Genomic DNA, 22,822 nt, shown 5'->3' on the forward strand with positions numbered 1-22,822 from the left:
ATATTAAAGTTAAGGCGGCCAGTCGCCGCCTTAGTTTTAGTCACGCAACGTGTCGTGCGTATCCACGATGTCACGGGTCGAAGACGTGACCGAATTGACGATCGTGAGGAACTTCACAAGTTCAACTGCGTCAGACGTAGAAACGTAGATGACATCCTTGTTCTGCATCGGGAATTGCTGAACCGCGAAGAAGGCGGCCGGATCCCGCAGATTGGCCCGGAAGATCACCGGAACCTGGTCACCCTTGAAGCGGCTCACGTCCACGCCAAGGCTGCGCAGGAAATCGCAATCGACGACACGATAAAGCAGAACGGCTTGCGGCTCGGCCTTGTCGTCGAGCAAGCCGCCGGCCTTCGCCAGCGCCTCGCCGAGTGAAAGATTGGAGTCGTCGAAGTCATACCGGCCGCTCTCGCCCGTCACGCCGAAGGCGAGGAACGTTCGGCGGTCGCGGTTGACGAAGAGCGTATCCCCGGGCTGAACGTAGATATTCTCCCGCGGATTTTCGCTCAGCGTGTTATATGCGACGGTCACGCTGCGGCCGCCGCGCTGCAGCGTCACCGTCGTTTCATCGCCCGGAGCGCTCAGACCGCCCGCTTCGGAAATCACGTCGATGACGCGCTCGCCCGCCGGGCTGAGCTCCACCTTCTGGGGCTGTTTCACATCGCCGAGAACCGAGGCCTCCATCGAGCGGTTGGTGACCGTCGAGATCACGACCTGGGGCTCGATGGCGCGATTTGCCAGGCGCTGCGCGATATCGAGCTGCACCGCGTCGATCGGACGGCCGGCGGCATTGACCTTGCCCGCATAGGGTACGCTGAGCGTGCCGTCGCGGCCGATCGTCTGGCTCGGCAGGGTGATGAAGTTGCCCGGACGCGACCCCGCCTCCGCAGGGATGAACAGGCCGCCCGCCTGCGCTTCGAACACGGAAACCTGAACCACGTCGCCGACGCCGAGCACGATGTTCGGCGGACCGCCCCGACCACCGCCGAAGCCTCCCCTCAGGCTCGGCTTCTCCGCCTTCGACACATGAGCCAGAACGGCCTTGTTGATGTCGACGAGAGCGTAATCGATTCCGACTTTCTTTTCCGCCGCAGAAACCTTCACCGCAGCATTGGATTCAACGAGATGCGGATCCGGTCCAGACCTTGGAAGACCCGCGCACCCTGAAAGAAGCGCAATAGTAGAGAGCGCTAAAATAGCTTTATAAGAATTGATCATGTGCCCCGCCATCAAAGTCCCACGATTTCGATATACTTTCGTGAACTTTGAGGCGCCAGATATTTTTGGAGATGACAGAAATTTAACTCTGGAATTGCCACCTGTGTAGCAAATACAACACATACTATGTAATTCATAAATTACGAATGCTTCGTATATCTGTCGAATTCAAGCTTATTGTTGCAGTAAGTCCGAGAAATAACGCAAACGACATCGCGAAACCCGGGACCTGTAGCGAAAAATCCGGGAATGAATGCAAGGCGACTAGTAGAATCGCTGCGATTCCTCCGAGAACGACAGGCTTTTTGCTCTTCCGGCGCCGAAGCCCCGTTCCGTAGACCCTCAGCAGCATGGCGGCAATGGCAACAAACATGGCGACGGACACAAGGAAACCCAGAGCCAGCATCGCGTCCAGATAGAAATTGTGTGCCTTGAACCAGGTAGCGGCAAGACCGCAATCCGGATCGCGGTAGGCAGGAAAATAAAAACGGAAGGAACCGGAGCCTATTCCAAGAATAAAGTTGTCCCGTATCGCCTGCCAGATACCGGGAATTATGCACAGTCTTCCTTCGTCGATCGCCTGGACTTCCGCTCTTAGAATGGCGCGGGCGAATACGAGGGAACCGACTACGAGGACAACAGCGAGCGTAACAAGAGCCAGTGCGGCCTGACGGCCCCACGCCTTCCGTCCGGCCGATTGCATCGGCAGGGACGTTTTCTTTCCCGCGAAATGGATGGGCAGCGTCACGAGCAGGGCGCCGCATCCCAGAAAAGATGCCGCCACGCCGCCGCGGGAGCGGGTCAATGCCAAGGCGACGACCGCCGCAAGGGCCATGAGGAGAAAGACCCAGGCGCGCCGCGGCATCTGCCGGTCGGAGCTGCGCCCCCGCCGATGGTCGGAACTCGCCGCCGCCAGGGCGAAGCAGACGATCGACGCCACCGCGACGAGACCGTAGAACGTCGCCGCCGTGTTGCGATTGACGAAGGGTGCCGTCAGGTTGCCGATGTAATGCGTCTTGGGGGCAAACATCAGCGTATGGGGAAACAGCACGGATTGCACGATCGCGAAGACCGCAAATGCGCCGCCGCACAGTGCGAATACCTGAAGAGCGCTTTCCACCTGCCGGTCGCTGCGGAACAGTAAAAGCGCGGCGAGCAAGGTCATGAACGGAAGGCTTATCGGCAGCAGCGAAGCGATCGTATCGCCCGGAACGACCGAAATGCGACCCGGCGCTTCTATCCCCGCCTCCCGAAGGCTCAGCCAGGCGGGATTGGCAAAGAGACCGGACGGCAGGGAAAGCGCCTGAAACGAGGTCCATGCGATCAGCACCAGCCATAAAACCAGCACGAAGCCGAACAATCCCGACGTTTCCCGGTGCAGCCCCTCGAGAAGCCCCGCCACAGCAAGCGCCAGGGCCATGAAAATGACCGCGACGGCCAGCGACGACGGATAGACCCCGCCGTCGGTCAAAAGAACGATCCCGAAAGACAGCAGGAAGAATACGACCGGGATCGTTCTCGATATCGTCTTCATGGTCCAGGACCGGTCGACGGCTTCGCGCCGGATTTGCATGCAGCAGTCACCCCAGATGGAAACGCCGGCACCTGAAAGATGCAAGGATCGCCGTCGTTTCTACACGCCCCCGACTATTTCTCAATATAGTTCCAGAGTGGCGCAGCAAAAAAGCTTTGTGACGTATCGCTTATATTTCCGCCTGCCGCGAATCCTGTCCGAAAAAGCCACATCGTTAAAATACGAGATATCTACTTAAAAGGGCCGAATAGTTTGGCGTGTAGAAGCATGTCCCAGGGCCGATGCGCTTCGGCAATGAAGAACAAGATGGGACATACCTATGACTACGAAGCATCTCGTTGCGGCAATGGCAGGCATGCTCTTCTCCTTATCGGCGCCGGCGGCCCACGCGATCGGTCCGGCGGGCATGGCCGTTCCGTCAAAGCTGCGTCCGCTCAACATCGTCGTGCAGAAGCCGACGCTCGCGCCCTTCGCATACGTGAAATACTGCGTCGCGAATGCCGCCGACTGCGCCGAAGGCCACGGACCTGAAACCGTCGCGGTTTCGGCAAAGCAGCTTCGCCAGCTGCGGCAGGTGAACATTCAGGTCAATCGATCGATCGAGCCCCTTTACGACGATCCGGATACCGACGAGTGGCAGGCCGATGTTGTCGCCGGCGATTGCGAAGACTATGTGCTCACCAAGCGGCGCCGGCTGATCGAGCTCGGATGGCCTGCGAATGCCCTGCGCATCGCCATCGCCTATACGCCCAACAACAACGGCCATGCGGTGCTCGTCGTCAGCACGACGAAGGGCGATCTGGTCCTGGACAATAGAAATAACGCAGTCTTGAACTGGCGTGACACGGATCTGCGCTGGGTCATGATCCAGTCTCCGAAGAATCCTTTGTATTGGAACGAAATCTGACTATTCTCACCGTATATTCGTGAGCCAAGACGAGCGCATGGTTCAGCTTCCTTGAAAGAAGACAATCCGGCTCTCCTGCGGCAGCAAAAGCGGTTTGTATTGCCGATTGACCAGGATTTTCCCATCGAAGACCGGCCCTGAGCCGGTCGCCGGGCCTTCAGCCGATACGGCAATGCAGCCCCCCAGGCCACGCGGCTTCGCAGTGCTGTTCCTGCTGATAATCCTGGTCGTCGCGGTTCTGACGATGACCGTCCTCTTCGCCAACGAAGGGCGGAACATTCTGGCTTTGGCGAAAGCGCTCGACATCGACCTGCGGTTCGGGCGAACCTCCGGACCGGCCGCGGAGCCTGCCGACCTCACGGGACGGCCGGCCGCGAATGCGGGATGGCCATGGCGTCCTCTTCTCATAGCGGAAGGCATCGCGCTGCAGCCCAACCCGGCGCCTGCGGAGATATGCAATTCCATAGCGGAAGACGGCCAGGAGCCGCCCTCCCTCGTCACCGGGGAAAGCGGCAGCTGGGAGTGCACGAACCTCAGGGAATACGCCGCTCCCGAAGGCCGATCCTCGTTGTTCGTTCAGATGAGAGGCATGCAGGACGGCACGTTTTCCGGGTTCCGCATCAAGTTCAATCTCGGCGACGGCGGCATGCGGACCAGCCTCGGCGACGAGGCATCCCGGCTCGTGGCTGCCGGCATCAGGCCCCTGCCGGCCAGTGCCGATATGGAAGCCGCGCTGAAGCAGAAGCTGATGTCCGGGACTGATTTTTACTTCCTGCTGGGCTATTATCCGATCACCTTCAAACAGGAGATCAGCGAGGCGACCCGCTTCAACATGATCGCGGTCAACCGGCCCGTTCCGGCGAGCGAACTGTCGCGGAGGCCGATTGCGGCGACCGCCAGGGCAGACGCAGATCGGAATGTCCGTATCGGCAAAGGTTCGCGGCTCTCGTCCCTCGCCACGCAAGCCCCCTAGAGCGCCGTGCGTCCGAACGGACGCACAAAGGACGCTCTAACTTATTGAATCTACGCATCGTGCTTACCGAAAATCGATTCCGATTTTCGGGCCGATGCTGGAGAGGATCGAAGTTTTCCAATGGGTAAGCGGCGCATGAGGGTTGTTAATGGTCCCTTAGGCAGCCATTTCTCATTGTCGGCACGATTCTCATACAAGGCGGATGACAGCAAGCATGCGTAAGTTGACGGACTGGCTTTCAAGACGCCGACCGAACCAGGTGCCGGAACCCCGCCGGCGCCGGATCGATCTCGGCCCGAACCCGCCCGGCTACCCCATCTATGTCATCGGAGACGTTCACGGCTGCATCAACGAATTGAAGGATGCCGAAGCGCGGATCGCGGCGGATATCCAGGCAACCGAACGCAGCGGGCTCGTCATCCTGCTCGGCGACTATATCGATCGCGGGCCGAGTTCGCGCCATGTCCTGGAACACCTCATCAGGCCGAGCGAGCTCGGTCTGAAAAGGCTTCCTCTCTGCGGCAACCACGATGACGTCTTCTCGCGCTTCCTGAGGGAGCCGGAGCTCTATACCGAATGGCTGGGGCTGGGCGGAGAGCAGACGCTCATCTCCTATGGTATCGACCTGCAGCACCTGAGCTCCCGCCAGAAGGGCCGCGGCGCGAAACTTGGCGAGCTCCTGACCGAGGCCGTCCCCATGTCGCACAGGCAATTCCTCTTCGAGCTGCCGATCTGTCTCAAAATCGGCGACATGCTCTTCGTGCATGCCGGGGTCCGGCCGGGAATCCCTCTTGATGAACAGGACGACGAGGATCTTCTCTGGATCCGCGAGCCATTCCTCACCTCGGGGCCGCAGATCCCCCTTCTCGTCGTCCATGGCCATACGCCGACCGCCGAACCGGATATCGGCCCCGGCCGCATCGGCATCGACACCGGCGCCTATTATACCGGCAGGCTGTCGGTCCTGAAGATGGACGGCGGACAGGCCGCCATTCTATAGAGCGGCCTCAAGACCGTTTTCGGGTGTACCACCACATCAGGACCGGTTTGATCAGCGAGCCGAAAAGGCCGAGCGCCGTTATCGAAAACCCGAAATAGAGCTTCGGCGTGCCGCGATCGATCGCCCCGACGATACGCCTGGCGACCGCAGGCGCGGTCCAGGGCGGGGCTTTCCCCATGAGAGCCTGAGCCTGAGGCGAGCGTTTCGCCAGTTCCCTTTCGAGCTGCGCCGTAAACGTATCGGGGGGGAAGCAGATCGAGATGCCGACACCCGATCCGGCGGCCTCGAATGCAAGCGCTTCGGCAAAGCCCGTCAGCGCCGACTTGGAGGCGCAATAGGCCGTATAGCCGTGGAGGCCGATCAGGGCGGCCCCGGAGGACACGATCATGATACGGCCGCGCCCTCGCGCTTTCATGCCAGCGTAGACGGCCCTCACGGCATTGGCCGTGCCCAGGAGGTTGGTCGTTACCGGCCTGTCAAATCCGTCGCCGGAGAGAGTCTCGAACGGCCCCGGCTCGACGATGCCCGCCGACGCGACCAGGACATCGCACGGGCCGAGCCGTGCCTCCGCATCGGCGATCGCGGCCGAGACATCGGAGTCGTGCCCCACGTCCGCCATGGCGACATGGAGATCCGTATCCTGGATACGCCCCGAGGAAAGAAGCTCCCGGCGGGCATTTTCCAGTTTCACGGGATCGCGGGCGACGAGCGTCAGGCGCGCGCCGCGCCCGGCATAGAGCCTTGCAACCTCCAGACCGATCCCGCTCGATCCCCCGGTGACGATGACGTGCATGGCGCTATGTGTCCGGAGTTGGCGTTGGCGGGTTCAGGTCTTGCCGGTGCCCTGCAGCAGCGGCGAAAGCTGCATCACCTTTTCCATATCGAGCGACGCTAGGCCGAAATTGCGATCCTGTAAATCTTTGAGCTTGCGGGCCGTGACTTCGACCGAGTGGCGGATCTGCTCTTCGGTATGGTTGCAGGTGATGAAGAAGCGAAGCCTTGCCATGCCTTCCGGCACGGCGGGATGGATGATCGGCAGGACGTTGATCCCCTCTTCCAGGAGATCGTTGGAAAGCTGCACGGCGCGGAGAGAATCGCCGACGATCACCGGCACGACGGAAAAGCCGACGCTCAATCCCGTATCGAGGCCTGCCTTTTTCGCGCATTCGAGGAAGAGCGCTCCGTTGCGATGCAGCCGTTCGGTCCGCTCCGGCTCCGTACTGAGGATATGCAGCCCCGAACGCGCCGCCGCCGCCAGAACGGGCGCCAGGCCGACGCTGTAGACGAACCCGCCGGCCTCTGCCTTGAGGATATCGACAAGCGCCTGGGAGCCGGCGATATAGCCGCCGCAGCTCGATGTCGTCTTGGAGAGCGTTCCCATCCAGATGTCGATCTCGCGCGGATCGATATCGAAATGTTCGAACGTGCCGCGGCCGTTCCTGCCGAGCACGCCGAGCGCATGGGCCTCGTCCACCATGAGCCAGAAACCGTAGCGGGACCGCAATTCCAGAAGCCCCGGCAGATCGGCGATATCGCCGTCCATGGAATAGACGCCTTCGACGATGACCATGATCCGCCGGAAGTCGGCCGATAGTGTGCGAAGCACGGATTCCAGGTTCTCGATGTCGTTGTGCCGGAAGAGCCGTCGTGTCGCGCCGGACTGCTTGATGCCGGCAAGCGCGCTGTTGTGAATGAACTCGTCGTGAATGACGAGATCCTGCGGCCCCATGAGACAGCTTATCGCGGCGACATTCGTCAGATATCCGCTGACGAAACAAACCGCGGCGTCGACACCGTAGATCGAGGCGAGATCGGCTTCGAGTTCGGTATGCACCGGCCGCTCGCCGGCAACGAGACGGCTGGCGGAAGCGGAAATTCCGAACCGGTCGATCGCGGTCTTGGCCCTTTCCGCCGTCCGCGGATCGGTATTCGTCGCCAGATAGTCGTAGGACGCGAAATTGATGAACTCTCGCCCGGCCATCGTCGTGGTCGCACCGGCTGCCCTGTCGTGGGAGCGAAAGAAAGGATTGGCGACGCCCGTCAGCTCGCCGGCCATACGCTGAAGCTGGACGCGCTGGTATTCGGCAAGCTCATCGAAGCGCAGGACCTGGCGGGCCGGCGGCTGCGGCTGGCGGTTCAGCCGCGCAGCGCGGTTGCGTCCGGATGATTCGCTTGTCCGGCGCATCTTGTCCAATAGACCGCGCTTTCCCTCAGCGCCCAGCCCAGAGGGGGTTTCATCATCCGGACCTTTGCTCATCACTGCGTCGCTGCTTTCTGCTGCTGAGAGACGGAGTGGCTCTTCACGAGCCTGTCGACCACCGCGCTCTGGGCCGGCGCCGCCCCCTCGCTCTCGTCGTTATGCTTCGACACGCGCTCGCGCAGACGCGTGACGACGTCGCCGACGGTCGTATCGTCGCCGACGCCGCTCAACGGAATATCGAATCCGGTCTTCTGCTGGAAGCCCATGCCGAGCTCCATGGCCATCAGGCTGTCGAGCCCGATATCCTTCAGAATCTTGTCCGGCGTGATCGCGTCTTCCGTCACACGCAGGATCGCAGCGATCTCGCCGGCGACCAGCTTGTGGAGAATCTGCTGCGCTTCCTCCGCCGATTTTCCGCGGATCATCTCCTCCAGATCGATCGTATCGCCATCGCTCGAAGCGGCATTGCTGCCGGCGTGGCGAATGATCGTTTCGAAGATCGCACCCTTGGCGACCGGCAGCATGCGCACGGCGCTCCAATCGACCTCCGCAATCATCACTGCCGCCGCGTCGATGCTGCCCGTGTCGGCGACGAGGTAGCGTTCCACCTGCTCCAGCGCCTCGCGCGCCTTCATCGCGGTCTTGCCGATGCGCTTGGCGAGTATCTCGTTGACTTCGGCATTGCGGGCGAGGAAGCCGGTGTCGGCGATCGCGCCGAAGCCGACGGCCAGGGCGGGAAGGCCGGCCGCGCGGCGGGCACGCGCCAGGCCTTCGAGATAACCGTTGGCGATGACGTAATTCGCCTGCCCCGGATTGCCGATCATCGTGGTCGCCGACGAGAAGAGCAGGAAGAGCTCGAGATCGTCCTTCTCGGTCAGGCGGTGCAGGACCTCGGCGCCTCTCACCTTCACGTCCACGACCGGCCTGTTGCGCTCGGGCGTCAGGTTCGAAAGCAGCGCGTCGTCGAGAACCATGGCCGCATGGATGATGCCCTTCACGGGCGCTTCGGCCCGAAGGCGTTCCATCAGCGAAGCGGTCGCCGCCTCGTCGGTGATGTCGCAGGCGTGGACGGTCGCATGGACGCCCCTCTTTCGCCACTCGGCGATCGCGGCTTCGGTCTCGCCATCGGCAATCCCACGGCGCGAGCACAGCGCAAGACGGCGAACGCCCTTGGCGGCCAGCCACTCCGCCGCCACCAGGCCGAAGCCGCCGATGCCGCCGGCGACCAGGAAAATGCCGTCCGCCGAGAAGCGCAGCGGCTTGCCGGGGGCGGTGAGAACCTTGTCTCTGCCGATGGCGGGAGGCCGGACGACGATCTTGCCGATGTGACCGGCGTTCTGCATCAGCCGGAAGGCGCTGCCGATCTCGTCATGGCCGAAGGCGCGATAGGGAAGCGGCGTCAGCTTATTTTCCGCAAACAGCCGGCCGATTTCCGCAAAGATCTTTTTGGTGACCGCCGGCTGATTGACCAGAAGCTGGTCGGCGTCGATGCCGAAATAGCTGATATTGCGGCGGAAAGGCCTGAGCCCGATCTTGCGGTCGGAATAATAGTCGCGCTTGCCGAGTTCGAGGAAGCGGCCGAACGGCTTCACGAGTTCGATGCTGCGCTCCATCGCTTCAGAGAAGAGCGAATTCAGGACGAGATCGACGCCTTCCCCATTGGTGATGCCGCGCACGCGGGCGACGAAATCGAGCGAGCGGGAATCGAAGATGTGGTCGGCGCCCAATGCTTCGAGGAAGCGGCGCTTCTCGACAGTCCCGGCGGTGGCGATCACAATCGCCCCCTTCAGCTTGGCGATCTGAAGCGCCGCAAGGCCGACACCGCCCGCGGCACCGTGGATGAGGATCGTCTCGCCTTTCTCTATATGGCCGAGGTGGACCATGGCGTAATAGGCGGTCAGGAACGCAACCGGCACGGTCGCGGCAGCCGGGAAAGCCATCCGGTCCGGGAATTTCGTGACACCGTCCCGGCGAACCCGGACATGCGTCGAGAAGGCGGCGGGCGCGATCCCCATCACCCGGTCGCCGGGTTGAAGGTCGTCCACGGCCGATCCGACCTCGACCACGCGTCCGGCCAGTTCCATGCCGATCGTCGCGCCGGCAAAGCCGTCCTCCAGCGCTTCTTCGGGCAGCAGGCCCATGGCCCACATGACGTCACGGAAGTTCAGGCCGGTCGCCTCGACGGCGATCACCACCTCGTCTTCGTTCGGAACAGGCAGGTCGCATTCTTCCCATGCGATGCTGTCGACACGGCCGTTGACGAGCTGGCGTATGGTCGCCGCCTCGTAATCGTCACGCATGACGTCGGAAGACGGGAACGGGCCGGCGGCGGCGCGAACTTCCCGAACGCGGCCATCGACGATCATCCATTCGCGGTTGTTGGTCGGGGCGGAGAATATCTCGGCCAGAGCCGGCGACAGGGCCGCGCCTTGGACTTCGGCATCCAGCAGGTGGACATCGAATGCGTCGTATTCGTTCTGCAGGACGCGGGCGAAGGCCCATAGGCCGGCATTGGCCCCGTCCGTCAGCTCGCCGGCGAGCGGCGAACCGCCCGGCGCCACGATGACGAGCTTCGGCTTGGCGGCGGAGGCTCCGGCTTCCCTCACATGGGCGGCAAGGGTCTCTGCGAGGAGCCCCAGACGCCGCAGGCGATCCCGGGAAAGCAGGGAGGCGTCGCGATCCTCCTCGCGTTCCGCGACATAGAGCAATTGAAGCGGCTGCCCTTCGATACGCCCGAACGTTTCTGCAAGCGCAGCGTCTCCGGCGTCGATATCGACCATCTCGAGCTTTGCATCGCCGATCGCGATCGGGCGATCCATCTTTTCGGCAAATACCAGGACCGGGCCGGCAGCTTCGCTTGCAGCCGCCTCGCGAGGCGAGGCCTTCGAGGCCGCGGCTGCCAGGATCAGCGTTCCTTGAGGATAGGTGCGTTCCTCGACATTCGGCTTGGTGAAGCCGAGAGCGGCGATCAACTCCTTCACCTGAAGTGCCGTGCCAAGCCGACCGACCGGGAACTCCGCGGACTGGCTGTTTTCGAACCAGGCCTCCGATTGTCCGAATACGAAATCGTTGAACGCCGAGGGCGCGCGATCGGCAAAGATGAGCGCTGCGCCGTTGCCCGAGGCGGCGCGGATTGCCGAACGGAGTTCCTCATGGCCCGACAGGAGCTTCTGGCTCTGCGTACCGGCCGCGATCACCAGATCCGCGACGGGCTGCGCGCCGAGCTTATCGACTTCCGGAAGGACCACGTGCACGTCCTGTTCGAAGGCGATTTCGAGCGTCCGGCGGAGGCTCTCGCGCGGTTCGGCGATGATCAGCATCGCTCCGTTTTCCGCGGCGATCGCCGCCAGCCGGCGGCTCATGGCGACCGAGGTCGCACCAGCTTCCAGGACATGGCGAATTCCACCCTGCCCCCCGGCCAGTGCTGCGTCCACGGCCTCAACCGCCGCGGCAAGGCGCCTTTCGGCGAGCGGCGAGTGGATGAGGACATGGTCGAGCATCGCTTCGCTGGTCGTATCGGCCTTTTCGCCACCGTCGCGGTGAGCCGCGACAGAGAGGCGTTCCAGCGCATCGCGATAGGCATTGTTGACCAGCACCGCCTCCGCCACGCGGCCGGCATCCTCACGATAGACTTCCTGCAGGATCTCGCTCACCGGCGGCAGCGTGAACTCCTGCGGGATATGCCATTCGTCCTCGTCCGCCGTGGCGATGCCGGCATCTTCAAGGATGAAGAGGCAATTGGTGAGGAAGGAGCGGAATTCTCCGTCCGCGGGCAGGCGCCGGGCGGAAACGACACCCCTCCGGTCGGCGATCACCGCCGCGATCTCATGACAGGCCCGGTAGATCGCCGCATCGAGAAGCAGCGTCGCGTTGTCGGAGGGCTTGGACTGAGCAGTCCCGAATGCCTTCGAGATATCGTGCCGTACGGTCTCGCGCCCGGCAAGCAGCGTTGCCGGCACGGTTTCATAATGGAATGCGACGGACGCCAGCGTGTGATGGCGACGCAGCGACGTGCGGCGGAAACGGCAGTCGTCCAAGGTCGCCACGCAGGTTCCTTCCGCATCCAGCATCTGGAAACGGACCTTGATGGAATAGCCGCTGAACCGCTCGATCTCGATGATCGCGCGGGCGATCGGACCACCCTTGCCCGAGACGCGGACCGAGCCGAACCGGACGGGGATATAGGGCGCGCCGGCCCCGTTTCCGGAGAGCTGATCGAACAGCGCGACCAGACCATGGAATGCGGCGTCGACCGAGAAGGGGTTCAGGTTATACTCGACATGAGGATGCGCCGGCGCCTCCGCGGGCTTCAGCTCCACCTCGACAAAGGTGCGCCCAAAGGCCGTCGCCTTGGACAGAAGCTGGAAACGGGGGCCATATTGAAGACCGAAGCGCTCGGCCATTTCATAGGCCTCGTCCGACGTCACGACCATGCCCTGCCCGCCGTCGGGCCCTGCTGCGGGCGCGTCGTACTCCTCCTCGATGGGGCGGCGGCTGCGGGCAACCGCGTGCACTGTCCAGTCGTCATGGCTCAGCCGCTCGCGCGACCGGATCTCGATATTGCCGGTTTCCGGCGACAGCAGCGTCGACAGTTCGGCAATGCGGTCCTGGCGCAGCTCCAGAGGGCGGACGATCTCCAGGTTGGAGATTTCGACCTCATCCGTGCCGTAATAGCGCTGAGCGGCCGTCACGGCGATCTCGATGAAGCCGCTGCCCGGCAGGATGGCGCGCGAATCCACCACGTGTTCGGCAAGATCGGGGAAGAGCCGCGCGTCGATATGGTTCTTCCAGTGCGACGCATTGGGATCGGTGCGCCAGCCGAGCAGCGTATAGGGCTTCCTTCCGTTGCGGCCGAAGACGTCGACCTCGTCGGTCGTCGACGGGCTTTTCATTTCGATCGGTTCGAACGGCAGGTTCGGCAGGTCGACGAAGGCATTGCGTTTGCCGCTGTGGCGCGACAGGAGCGGCGAAGCGCCATGGGCAACCGCGCGGGCGAAGGATTGCGCGACCGGGTCCCTGCCCGGCACCGGCGTCTCGCGCTGCAGCGTCGCCGTGACGACGGCCTGCACGGACTGCTGCTTGGCGATATCGCCGAGATAGTTCGAAAGGATCGGCCGCGGCGAGATTTCGATGAAGAGATTGCAGCCCATGTCCATTGCGACCTGTGCCGCAGCCTTGAACAGGACAGGCTCGCGGACGTTATGCCACCAGTATTCGGCATCCAGGCCCCGGCCGTCTTGAACGGCGCCGGTCACGGTCGAAATATAGGTACAGGTTCCCGTTTCCGGCTCGATCTGCGGCAGGTCGGCAAGGAACGCGTCCTTCGCGCCGTCGATGATCGGATGGTGGAACGGATAGTTGATGTCCAGAACATGGGCGACGATCTGCGCCTTGCGGGCCGCGTCACGGAACGCCTGGATCTCCTCGGTCGGACCGGAAATCGTCACGGAATTCGGCGCATTGATCGCCGCGATGCAGATGTCGTCAAGGCCGTTCGACTTGGCGAAGGCGAGCGCCGCCTCCTCGTTCAGCACGACAGCCGCCATCCTGCCCTGGCCGGCGAAAAGGTCCTGATACCGGGAGCGCTTGGCGACGATCGCGACCGCTTCGGCAGCCGTCAGAGCCTTTGCCGCATAAGCCGCGGCGATCTCACCGACGGAGTGGCCGAAAACGGCTTCCGGCCGAACGCCGAGCGCAACCAGGCAGTCGGAAAGCGAAGCCTGCACCGCAAACAGCAGAGGCTGGGCGATCTTCGTATCGCCGAGCCGAAGAGCGAGGTCAGGCGAGACGATCAGATCGGTGAGCTTCTCTCCGAGATGATATTCGAAGAGCGCGCTGAAGGACTGGAAACACTGCCGGAAGTGGCGGTTCTCCTGATAGGCCTCGACGCCCATGCCGGCCCATTGTGCGCCATTTCCGGAGAAGACGAAGGCGATCTTCGCACTTTGAACGGGCGCTTCGCCGCGTTCGCCCTGCGATGCCTCGCCCGCGAGATGAGCTTCGATCGCCGTCAGGACACCTTCGCTGTCCTTGGCCTCGACGGCGAAACGGTGGCGCAAAGCCTCCCGGTTGGCCGCCGCGGCGCCGACGATGCGGCGCGCTTCGTCCGGCGCGGCTCCGGAAAGGCGGTTCCGGTACTCTTCGAGAAGCCGCGAAAGGGCGGATGCCGTGTGAGCGCTCGCGACGAACAGGGCGCCCTCGCTCTTCGGAGGATCGAGCGGTGCCACCCGCTCCGGATCGCTGATCACCACATGCGCGTTGGTTCCGCCGAACCCGAAGGAGTTGATGCCCGCATAGCGAGCCTCCTTGGCCGGAAGCAATTTCACCGCGGACGTGTTGACCCGTACGTTCAACTCGTCGAAGTCAATGTCCTCGTTGACCTTCTCGATATGCAGCGAGGCCGGCAGGAAATTGTTCTCGAGCGCGATCATCGCCTTCAGAAGGCCGAACAGGCCGGAAGCGGGCTCGGTATGTCCGATGTTGGTCTTGATCGAACCGATCGGTACCGGCGCGCGGCGCCTCTTGCCGATCACCGTGCCGATCGCCCAGACTTCGGCCGGATCGCCGACCCGGGTGCCCGTGCCGTGGCCTTCGATGAAGGCGAGACGGTTCACATCGATCTCGTTGTTCTCGTAGATCGAACGCAGGAGCTCCGCCTGGGCCTCGCGGGAAGGCAGGCTGATGAAGTTCGTCCGACCGGAGGAATTGACCGCGACCGCATGCAGCCGGGCATAGCTGCGGTCCTGCTCCTGTCGCGCCCTGTCCGAGCGGCGAAGGATGATCGCAACGCCGCCTTCCGAACGCACATAGCCGTGGCCGTTGGTGTCGTAGGCACGGCAGAGCCCTTCCGGCGACAGCATGCGCGCCTGCGCAAAGCCGACGAAGGACAGCGGATGGACGAGCAGATTGATGCCGCCGACGATCGCCGTGTCGATATCGTCCCTTTCCAGAGCGGCGACGGCCTGGTCGAGGGCGACCAGCGAGGAGGAACAGGCCGTATCGATCGTCATGCTCGGCCCCTTGAGGCCGAAGACATGCGAGATGCGGTTGGAGACGATCGAGAGCGTGTTGCCCGTCATGAAATACGGGCTGCCCGCAGCCGGATCCTCGGAAATCAGATTGCCGGCCTCAAGGCTGGACGCGCCGATATAGACGCCGACCCGTTCTTCGGCGAGCTTGCTCACCGGCAGGTTCGCATCCTCCAGCGCCTGCCAGACCAGATTGAGGAGAACGCGCTGCTGCGGGTCCATCTGCATCGCTTCGCGCTGCGACAGGCCGAAGACAGCCGGATCGAAAGCATAGATATCGCCGAGAACACCGGCGGCGAACGTGTAGGTCTTTCCGGGTACGCCCTGGGCCGGATGCCAAAAGCGGGCACTGTCCCACCGGTCATCCGGTATCCGAGTGATCGTGCAACGCCCTTCGCTCAGAACCTTCTGTAGATCTTGTACAGATTTTGCACCTGGGGCAACGCTGGCCCTGCCGATGATTTCGATCGTCATGGTCACTCGGTGTTCGTCACATCTACCGTGGCAAGGCACTCGCCATCCCGGAATATGACTCTAACAACATACTTATCGAAGGTTGTCACGAAAAAATCCGCTTGCATTCGAACCTTCGCACAAAGACTAAGTCGTCACGAAATCTTCGCCCGGATAGCAAAACCCACAGAACTTCGAAGCCGGAAAATCCGGCTGCCGTGACGATACTCGAAAAACTGTGCCGGCACGTTCGGCTCAGTTGCTGATCCGCTCCAGATTGTAGGCAACGCCTGCGCCCTGCGACGCAATGCCGATAGGCGCGCCGATCAGCGTCAGGAATTTCCTGAGGTCGACGGAATTATGGCGGGACGCATAGATCACGTCGCGGTTCTTGACCGGGAACGTCTGCCCGACCAGCAGGCTGTCCGGATGCGTCATGTCGAAGCTGTAGACGATCGGGTAGCGCCCTTCCCTATCCGGCTTCATCCCCTTGCTCAGGAGTTCGTTGAAGCGCTGCGTGCCGAGCAGACCCATCACGATGTCCGGCTCTTCGTAGCGGAAGAGGAAATATCCCTTGGCATCGACCGCGGCGTCGTTGCCGCCGCCGCCAAGCGCCACGGCTTCGAGAAGGTTGAGGTCGCTGGCGCCGAAGTTGATGCGGGCGTTCTCCCTGACCGCACCCAGCAGGGTGAAGGTGCGCGGATCGCGGGAGACGAAAATCTGGTCTCCCGGCTGAACATAGATGTTCTCGCTGGGATTGCCGATGACGGAGGAGAGAAGCGCGGTTCCGGTCCTCTTGCCGCGCACGAGCGTGACATAGGTTTCGTAAGGCTGCCCGGTCGGACCGCCGGCCTTGGCGATCACATCCGTGATCTTTTCCCCGACCAGGCCAAGAGATACTTGCGACGAACTCCCCACGGCACCCGAAACCGTGACCTTGCGGGACGCCGTGTTGACGCTGGAAACGATGACATCGGGCTCGACAGCCTTGCTTGCCAGCGCCGACAGGATGGCCTGCCGCGCTTCCTCAAGCGTCCTGCCGGAAAAACGTACCGAGCCGACATAGGGGATCGCGGCGGTGCCGTCCGGCTGCACGACGACATCGAGATTGGTCTGCTTCGATTCGGATGTGGAAAACAGGCCGTCCGCGCCCGCTTCGAAGATGCTGATCTTGAGCTGGTCGCCGACGCCGATGACCACCCGACCGCCGCCGCCGCCAATGCCGAATCGGCGATTGAGAGCCGTCGCGACATAATCGGAAACGAGCTTCGCAGTCCGGCTGTCCACGCTGACGATGTCGAACACCGCCGCATCGATGCGGCCGATCTGGGCAGGGGATTGACCTGCAGCAGCCTTGATGTCCGAGGTCAATGGTCCTTCACCAGGTACGGCCTGACAGCCTGCCAGAACCGCACAGATCATGATCGCAGTCACTCGAACCAAATTCGGCACTCCAAGTCCGGGCCATGTGCCTGCCGGGCGACATGGCTCCTCGCGTGAATCCAACCGCCTCTGAAAAGCACACCGGGCCTTCAACAACAAGCCGGATTGCAAGGAGCCACCAAAAATAAAATTCGTGTGCGCTTTTAAGGCCATAGTCCACGGCAACTTAATATTCTCAAGCGAACCTAAACAAGTTGAGTTAAATGCCTTCTAATGAAGTTGGTTAACGGCGCGGCTCCCACCCGGCCACTTGCAGGAACTCGCCGGCACCTGAAATCCCCCTTTTCCCGGCATCTTTCCCGCCGTCGGCGAAGACCGGCCGAGCACCGCACCGGCCATCATTCTTCCATCGGAATTCGGCATAGTCCGTTCTTGACGGGGCGGTTTCAGGTTGCCCGCTAGTATGTTATGCGCATTGCCGACCGCCGGACATTCCTCGATCGGAAATGGAGATCATGCCGGAAGAGGACAAGGCAAACATTCTGACACCCATCGACCGGCGCCGCAGGCAGCGCACCGCCGCTCTCGTCTTCGGCCTCTTCCTTGCCCTCGTGCTGGCGGGGCTTGCGACGACCGTGCTCGCGGTCAACAACGGCCGGAACTATCAGCGTCTCGTCCGGGAGTTCGGGCTGGAGAACTATCTCCTTCCCGCGCGCCCTCCTCCCGATCTGCGTATCGGCAGGCAGAAGGCGCAGCCCCCGGCGGGCCATTATCCGCCCTGGCTTCTCAGAGCCGGCCTCGAACGGAGCGCCGTCTTCGAAAGGGCTCTGTCGCTCTCCGCCGAAGAGCGCTGCGACCGGCTGGCGAACGAAAGGGGCATCGAGCCGGCATTCACCGGTGGCGACGATGAATGGGAATGCCTGTTTTTCGAAGAATTCGGCACCTCCGCCGAACCCGCCTCGCTTTTCGTTCAGGCCAGGGGCAAGGAGCCGGACGTGGTGCGCATCCTGCGGCTGAAGCTCAGCCTCCTGGACCCTCCCGCCGAACGTTCCGTGCTCGATGCCGCGATCGCCGCCTTGCAGCGCTTCGGCTTGCCGATGACGCCCGAGACCAGGACCTATCTCGCCGACAAGATTCTCGCGCGCACCGACTTCACGTCGATCGTGGAGAATTACCGGATGACCTTCAGCCGGGAAATGACGGACGCGCGGCGATACAATCTTCTCATTCAGCCGGATCTGCAGACCGTCGCATGCGGCGAGCCGCCGCCAACGCCGCCTGGCAGAGGCAATACGCCGACATACCCCATGCCAGTCGGCTGCCTGGCCTTGCGCGGCATTCCTGCCCAGCCGCAATCCGCCACTTAGAGCGTTTCCAGAAGCACGAGATCGAGGTTGTCGCCGATCTCGCGGCGGGCAGCCTCCACCAGGCTCATCTGGTGGGTGAAGAGCACGGTCTGGAATCTTTCGCCCGCCGCGGCCAGCGTGCGGATGCCGGCCGCCGTGCGCTCGTCGTCGAAAGTCTGGAAGATGTCGTCGAGGATCAGCGGCGCAGGCTCGTTGCGGCTGCAATAATCTTCGAGGAAGGCAAGCCGCAGCGCCAGATAGAGCTGGTCGCCGGTTCCTTCGCTGAGGCCTTTAAGCGGAACCTGCTCGCCGCTGTTCCGCTCGACGGCGAGCTGCAGCTCGTCCGCTTCGTCGTAAAGCTGGACGAGACGCGAGAAGCGGCCGCCGGTGAGATCGGAAAAGATGTCTCCCGCGCGCTTCATCACCGGGTCGGCCTGGCGTTCGCGATAGGCTTCCATGGAGTTCGCCAGAAGGCTGGACGCCAGCTTGAGCACCACCCAGCGCCGCGCGAGCTCCTTCGCCTCGGCCTCGGCGGCAAGCTTCTGGAACACCGCGCGTTCGGCGCCGATGCCGGTCTCCAGCTCGCGGCGGCGACGGAGATTGTCGGCTTCGGCGGTTCGCAGCACGGAAATCCGGTCGACCTGCCGGCCGTCCTCCGCCTCCAGCCGCTCGATCTCCAGTCCGGCGGCAATGCGATCGAAGCCGGCAAGTGCGGCGCGCACCTCTTCTTCGTCCGCTCCCTCCGCCTGCTCGGCGAACCGGACGCGGCATTGCCGGAGGTCTTTCTCGATGTGGCTGCGCTGCCGCAGATCTTCGAGCACGGCGTCGAGACCGGAAACGGGTTTCGAGACCGCCGCGGCAAGCTCCGCGAGCTGGTTCTGCAGTTCTCCCGCTTCGGCGGCATGCCGCGCCAGGGCGATTTCGGCACGCTCCAGCGCCGCGGACAGCGTCATGCGCTGGTTTTCGGCGGTTTTGGCGGCCATCGCCCGGTCGTTCAGCAGGCTTGCGGCCACGTCGGCTTGAACCAGGGCGAGATCGGGGGCGATTTCGCGTGAAAGGTTCCGGACCTCCTCCTCGAACGCCTCCATGTCGCGCGTCATGCCGCGGACGCGGCGGTCACGGTTTTCCCTTTCGGAAAGGAGATCGGGCACGATGCGCCAGACATCCAGCGCCGCGACCGCCATGTCGACCGTCGCCTCCTCCGTAAGGCCGGCAAGAACCGCAGCGCCGGTGAAGTCGGCACGCCAGCGCTCCGCATCGCGGCGCAAGGCGGTCTCGCGCTCCTCCAGCCGCTCCAGAGCCTCTTCGGCTGAATGGCGCTTGCCCTCCAGCGACCGGCTCTCGGTCCAGCGCTCGGCGATCTCGCCGATCCGGCGGTCGAGCGCGCGGGCAAGGGCCAGCGGCGGCAGGGCTGCGGAGGCGAGGCCGATCGCATCGGCGAGCGCCAGAAGGGCCGGCTTCAGCTTTTCCTCCTTCAGGCGCAGCGCCTCTGCCTCATCCCTTGCCCCGTTCAGCGCGTCCGACAGAAGGGAGAGCCCGTCGACCGCCCTGCGCCACTCGGTCATCCGTTCCGGCGTCGAGGGAGACACGGGCGCGGCATGGAATAGGTCCTCAAATTCGGTGATGGCATCGGAGGCCGCGATCTCGGCCTCTTTCGCGGCGCGTTCGGCCGCACCGATCGCCTGCGTCAGCTCCCGCTGCCGAAGCATGAGCTGCGCATGGCGCGAGACCCGCTCGGCATCTGCAAGTGCGGCATCCGCCAGCCGGTCGGCTTCGCCGATCGCGGTTTTCAGCTCGTCCAATTTCCCGGTGGAAGGCTTCGCCGCCAGCGCATCGAGGCGCTCGTCCCGCGTTGCACGGGCAGCCGTGATGTCTTCGCGTGAGACGATCCGCCCCTGCCCTTCGAGAGCCGCAAGCTGGCCGGCGATCGCCTCCGTTTCGCCGCATAGCGCCGCAAGCTTCTGGGCCGCCTGCGCGCTCTCGGCCTTGGCCGCGTCGATCAGGCGGCGATGGTTCGTCAGCTCCGCAAGGTCCGGCAGCGGTGCGGAAAGAAGCCTTTCCACATCCCGGACAGGCGGATCGAGCCGGCCGGCCGCGGCATTGAAATTGGCCTCGGCCCTCGCCACCCTGACCTGCAGGTTTTCGAGGTCCCCGATTGCACCGATGTCCGGCCTGAGAGCGGCAAGCTGCTCCATCCAGGGCTTGGGATCGATCAGGCGGCCGTCGGCGCCGTCTGCTTGCAGCCGCCGCAGCGTCTCGCGCTCCTCCCCGATGCGCTGGCGGAGCTGCTTCAGGCTGCGGTCGAGCTCGCTTCCCTCCTCGACCAGCTTTCGAAGGCGGGCAAGATCGGCGTCGGCCGGCTGGGCGCGCTGCAGGTCATCCAGCTTGGCGAAACCGAGCCGCCGCGCCGCCTGGGAAAGGCGAAGGTCGAAATCATCCACTTCGCCCCGCACGCGGGCGATGTCCTCCCGCGCCTTCAGGTAGGCGCCCTTTTCCGCATGGGCCGCGAGGATTTTGGGAGCCGCCGCGATTAGCGCCTCGTCCACATGCACGGCTTCGATCTCGTCCCCGAGCCGCTTTACTTCCGCCTCGGCCGCGCGATGCGCCTCGACATTCTGGCGGAAGGCATCGAGAGCCCGGGCAAGCCGCTCCTCGAAACCGGGCGGCAGCGCGGCAAATTCCGCATATTGCGCAAGAGCCTGCTGCTCCCGGTCGATCTCCCGCAGAACCGGTTCCAGCGCCAGAAGTCTTCGCAGGCGGTCGAGCGTGTGCTTGGCTTCCTGCCTTTCGGCCTGGACGGCAGCGAGCTCCGCCTCGATTTCCGCCTGCTCGGCGATAAGCTTCTTCCAGTCGCCGGATTTCAGCTCGCTGTCGCGCTCCGCCTTGCGGGCCTCCTCGTGCGCATCGAGGGCCTGATAGAAAAGCCGGTCCTTCGATTTCCGCTGCGCGAAAATGCCGTCGGCCTCCGCCTCGAACTGCTTGCGTAGATCGGAAAGCCCCGTCAGGCCGGAGGCGGCCGAGAACAGGAGGCTGCCGATCTCGCCGCCGCTCTTCAGCATGGTCTCGCCGCCGGCGCGCAGCGATGCGGAGTCGAGGCCGAAGGCGCGTTCGAAGACGTCGCGGGAGAGCGTGCCGAGGAACGGCGCCAGCGCGTCCTCCGGCAGCGCATCCTCGGCCTCGCTTGCCGCAAGCAGCGTGTTCTTGCGGCCGCGCCGGCGTCGGAAGGCGAGCGTCTGGCCGTCGCGCGCGGCGATTTCCGCCCCCACCCTCAACGAGGCGGGGTCGTGCAGAAAGCTCATTTCGGCGGCATTGGGGAAACCGAAGAGCAGATCGGAGATGGCGGAGAGTGCCGAAGACTTGCCCGCCTCGTTCGGGCCGTAGATCACATGCAGCTTCGCATCCGGCCGGAAGGTCAATGTCCGGTCGGTCAATGCACCGTAGCGGAGAATGTCGAGACGGTTGAAACGCATCAGCCCCTCGCCGCCCGCAAGAGCAGGAGGTCGCGCGCTTCCTCGAGCAGCGCTTCCGCATCGTCTCCGAGCGCCAGTTCGCCGGCGCCGGTGCCGCCCGGCAGGCGCGCGGCGATCTCGGCGATCCTGGCCTCGGCGTCCGACAGCAGTTCCGGCGGAAAGCCCCCCATCGGGATCAGCCCTTCGAGGCCGAGCATGTCCGCCGATGCCGTGGCCCCACCCGCTTCCGGCTCTACCCGCACGTCCAGCTTCTCGAGCCAGATATCCTCGTGGCAGCGGTGGCAGGCGGCCTGTACCTCGTCGCGAAAGTCGTCGGCTCGGGCCATCAGCTCCTTGCGGAAGCGGCTCCTGCCGCCGAGCCGGATGCGCAGCGCCAGCGGCCGGCCTTCCATCTTCTCGGCGACCGCCTCCAGCGCATCTTCCAGCCGGCGCAGAATGGCCGGGATATCGTCGTCCGGCTCAACCGCGACGGCGAGTTCGGCGAACCGGGCGCTGTCGGTGATGATCCGTTCGTGGGTCACGCGGCCGTCCTCCATCGTCACCAGGACCGCGCCCTTCGCCCCCTGCTCGCGGATCGAGCGGCCCTGCAGGTTGCCGGGGAAAACCACCAGCGGATCCTCGGCGACGATCTCGAAATCATGCACGTGGCCGAGCGCCCAGTAATCGTAGCCGCGCGAGCGCAGATCCTCGACCGAGCACGGCGCATAGGGCGCATGCGGTTCCCGGCCGGTGAGCGAGGTATGCAGCACGCCGATGTTGAACCAGCCGGCCTCCGGCTTCGGATAGGCCAGCGCCAGGTTTTCGCTCGCCGAGCGTTCGGCAAAGCCCTGACCGTGCAGCGCCACCTTCAGATGCTCCAGCTTGAACGTGCCGGGCCTGGCGACCGGGAACTCGCTGACGTTCCTCGGCAGGGTGATGGTCTTGGTGATGACGCTTTCGGCGTCGTGATTGCCCTTCAGCAGGAAGACCGGAATGCCGGCGCGCTCCAGCCGCGCCACTTCGCGGTTGAAGAACAGGCCGATCTTGTTGTCCTTCCAGTCGCCGTCATAAACGTCGCCCGCGACGATGAAGAAATCTACCCCGCGCTCGACCGCCTGGTCCACCAATGCCGAAAAGGCCTTGCGGCTCGCCTCGATGAAGAGTTCCGCGATCGCCGCATCCTTCAGCGCCAGCCCCTGGAAGGGACTGCCGAGGTGCAGGTCGGCGGCGTGAATGAAACGGAAGGACGTCATCGATTCGCTTGTTTTGATTGCCCAGCTTGAGCATGTGTTTTAGGCAAATGCCGGGCAAGGCGGAAGCGCCGCCTGTGG

The 22,822-nt window shown here is 63.6% G+C and carries 12 protein-coding genes; 4 read left to right on the top strand and 8 right to left on the bottom strand.

Annotated features, from left to right (window positions below; translation table 11 throughout):
* Positions 1-36 precede the first annotated feature (36 nt).
* Both QTA58_RS00815 and QTA58_RS00820 read right to left on the bottom strand, forming a co-directional pair.
* Entirely contained in the window at positions 37-1,218 is a 1,182-nt protein-coding gene (locus tag QTA58_RS00815) for a polysaccharide biosynthesis/export family protein (RefSeq protein ID WP_341850276.1), read from the bottom strand.
* Between the two features lie 133 nt (positions 1,219-1,351).
* Entirely contained in the window at positions 1,352-2,791 is a 1,440-nt protein-coding gene (locus QTA58_RS00820; protein ID WP_289671332.1) for an O-antigen ligase family protein, read from the bottom strand.
* 280 nt (positions 2,792-3,071) lie between these two features.
* On the opposite strand from QTA58_RS00820, the gene QTA58_RS00825 reads away from it, so the two are divergent.
* The 3 genes from QTA58_RS00825 to QTA58_RS00835 all read left to right on the top strand — a co-directional run bounded on the left by QTA58_RS00825 (position 3,072) and on the right by QTA58_RS00835 (position 5,632).
* Entirely contained in the window at positions 3,072-3,659 is a 588-nt protein-coding gene (locus tag QTA58_RS00825; RefSeq protein WP_289671333.1) for a transglutaminase-like cysteine peptidase, read from the top strand.
* Positions 3,660-3,831: 172 nt separating this feature from the next.
* On the top strand, positions 3,832-4,632 hold the full coding sequence (locus QTA58_RS00830; RefSeq protein ID WP_289671334.1) for a DUF6030 family protein: 801 nt from the start codon (positions 3,832-3,834) through the stop codon (positions 4,630-4,632).
* A gap of 214 nt (positions 4,633-4,846) precedes the next feature.
* Complete coding sequence (locus QTA58_RS00835; protein WP_289671335.1) at positions 4,847-5,632, top strand: metallophosphoesterase family protein; 786 nt, start codon at positions 4,847-4,849, stop codon at positions 5,630-5,632.
* Positions 5,633-5,639: 7 nt separating this feature from the next.
* Here the strand turns inward: QTA58_RS00835 and QTA58_RS00840 are convergent, their stop codons facing one another.
* The 4 genes from QTA58_RS00840 to QTA58_RS00855 form a co-directional block, all read right to left on the bottom strand.
* On the bottom strand, positions 5,640-6,425 hold the full coding sequence (locus QTA58_RS00840) for an SDR family NAD(P)-dependent oxidoreductase (RefSeq protein WP_289671336.1): 786 nt from the start codon (positions 6,423-6,425) through the stop codon (positions 5,640-5,642).
* Positions 6,426-6,458: 33 nt separating this feature from the next.
* Positions 6,459-7,889 (bottom strand): aminotransferase class I/II-fold pyridoxal phosphate-dependent enzyme, encoded by a 1,431-nt coding sequence (locus QTA58_RS00845; RefSeq protein WP_289671338.1) that lies wholly within the window; start codon positions 7,887-7,889, stop codon positions 6,459-6,461.
* Positions 7,889-15,334 (bottom strand): type I polyketide synthase, encoded by a 7,446-nt coding sequence (locus QTA58_RS00850; RefSeq protein WP_289671340.1) that lies wholly within the window; start codon positions 15,332-15,334, stop codon positions 7,889-7,891. The genes QTA58_RS00845 and QTA58_RS00850 overlap by 1 nt, the downstream gene beginning before the upstream one ends.
* Positions 15,335-15,568: 234 nt before the next feature.
* Positions 15,569-16,756: a polysaccharide biosynthesis/export family protein gene (locus QTA58_RS00855; protein ID WP_085423029.1), complete on the bottom strand. Its 1,188-nt coding sequence runs from the start codon at positions 16,754-16,756 to the stop codon at positions 15,569-15,571.
* 455 nt (positions 16,757-17,211) lie between these two features.
* Between QTA58_RS00855 and QTA58_RS00860 the strand changes: the two genes are divergently transcribed.
* Positions 17,212-18,063 (top strand): DUF6030 family protein, encoded by an 852-nt coding sequence (locus QTA58_RS00860; RefSeq protein WP_289671341.1) that lies wholly within the window; start codon positions 17,212-17,214, stop codon positions 18,061-18,063.
* Here the strand turns inward: QTA58_RS00860 and QTA58_RS00865 are convergent.
* Complete coding sequence (locus QTA58_RS00865; protein WP_289671342.1) at positions 18,060-21,512, bottom strand: YhaN family protein; 3,453 nt, start codon at positions 21,510-21,512, stop codon at positions 18,060-18,062. The two genes, QTA58_RS00860 and QTA58_RS00865, sit on opposite strands and share 4 nt — an antisense overlap.
* A complete protein-coding gene (locus QTA58_RS00870; RefSeq protein ID WP_289671343.1) occupies positions 21,512-22,744 on the bottom strand; it encodes a DNA repair exonuclease in 1,233 nt (410 codons plus the stop codon). The genes QTA58_RS00865 and QTA58_RS00870 overlap by 1 nt, the downstream gene beginning before the upstream one ends.
* Positions 22,745-22,822 lie beyond the last annotated feature (78 nt).

Origin of the sequence: Neorhizobium sp. CSC1952 (assembly GCF_030378245.1) — a bacterium.
Taxonomy (GTDB): domain Bacteria; phylum Pseudomonadota; class Alphaproteobacteria; order Rhizobiales; family Rhizobiaceae; genus Neorhizobium; species Neorhizobium oryzae_A.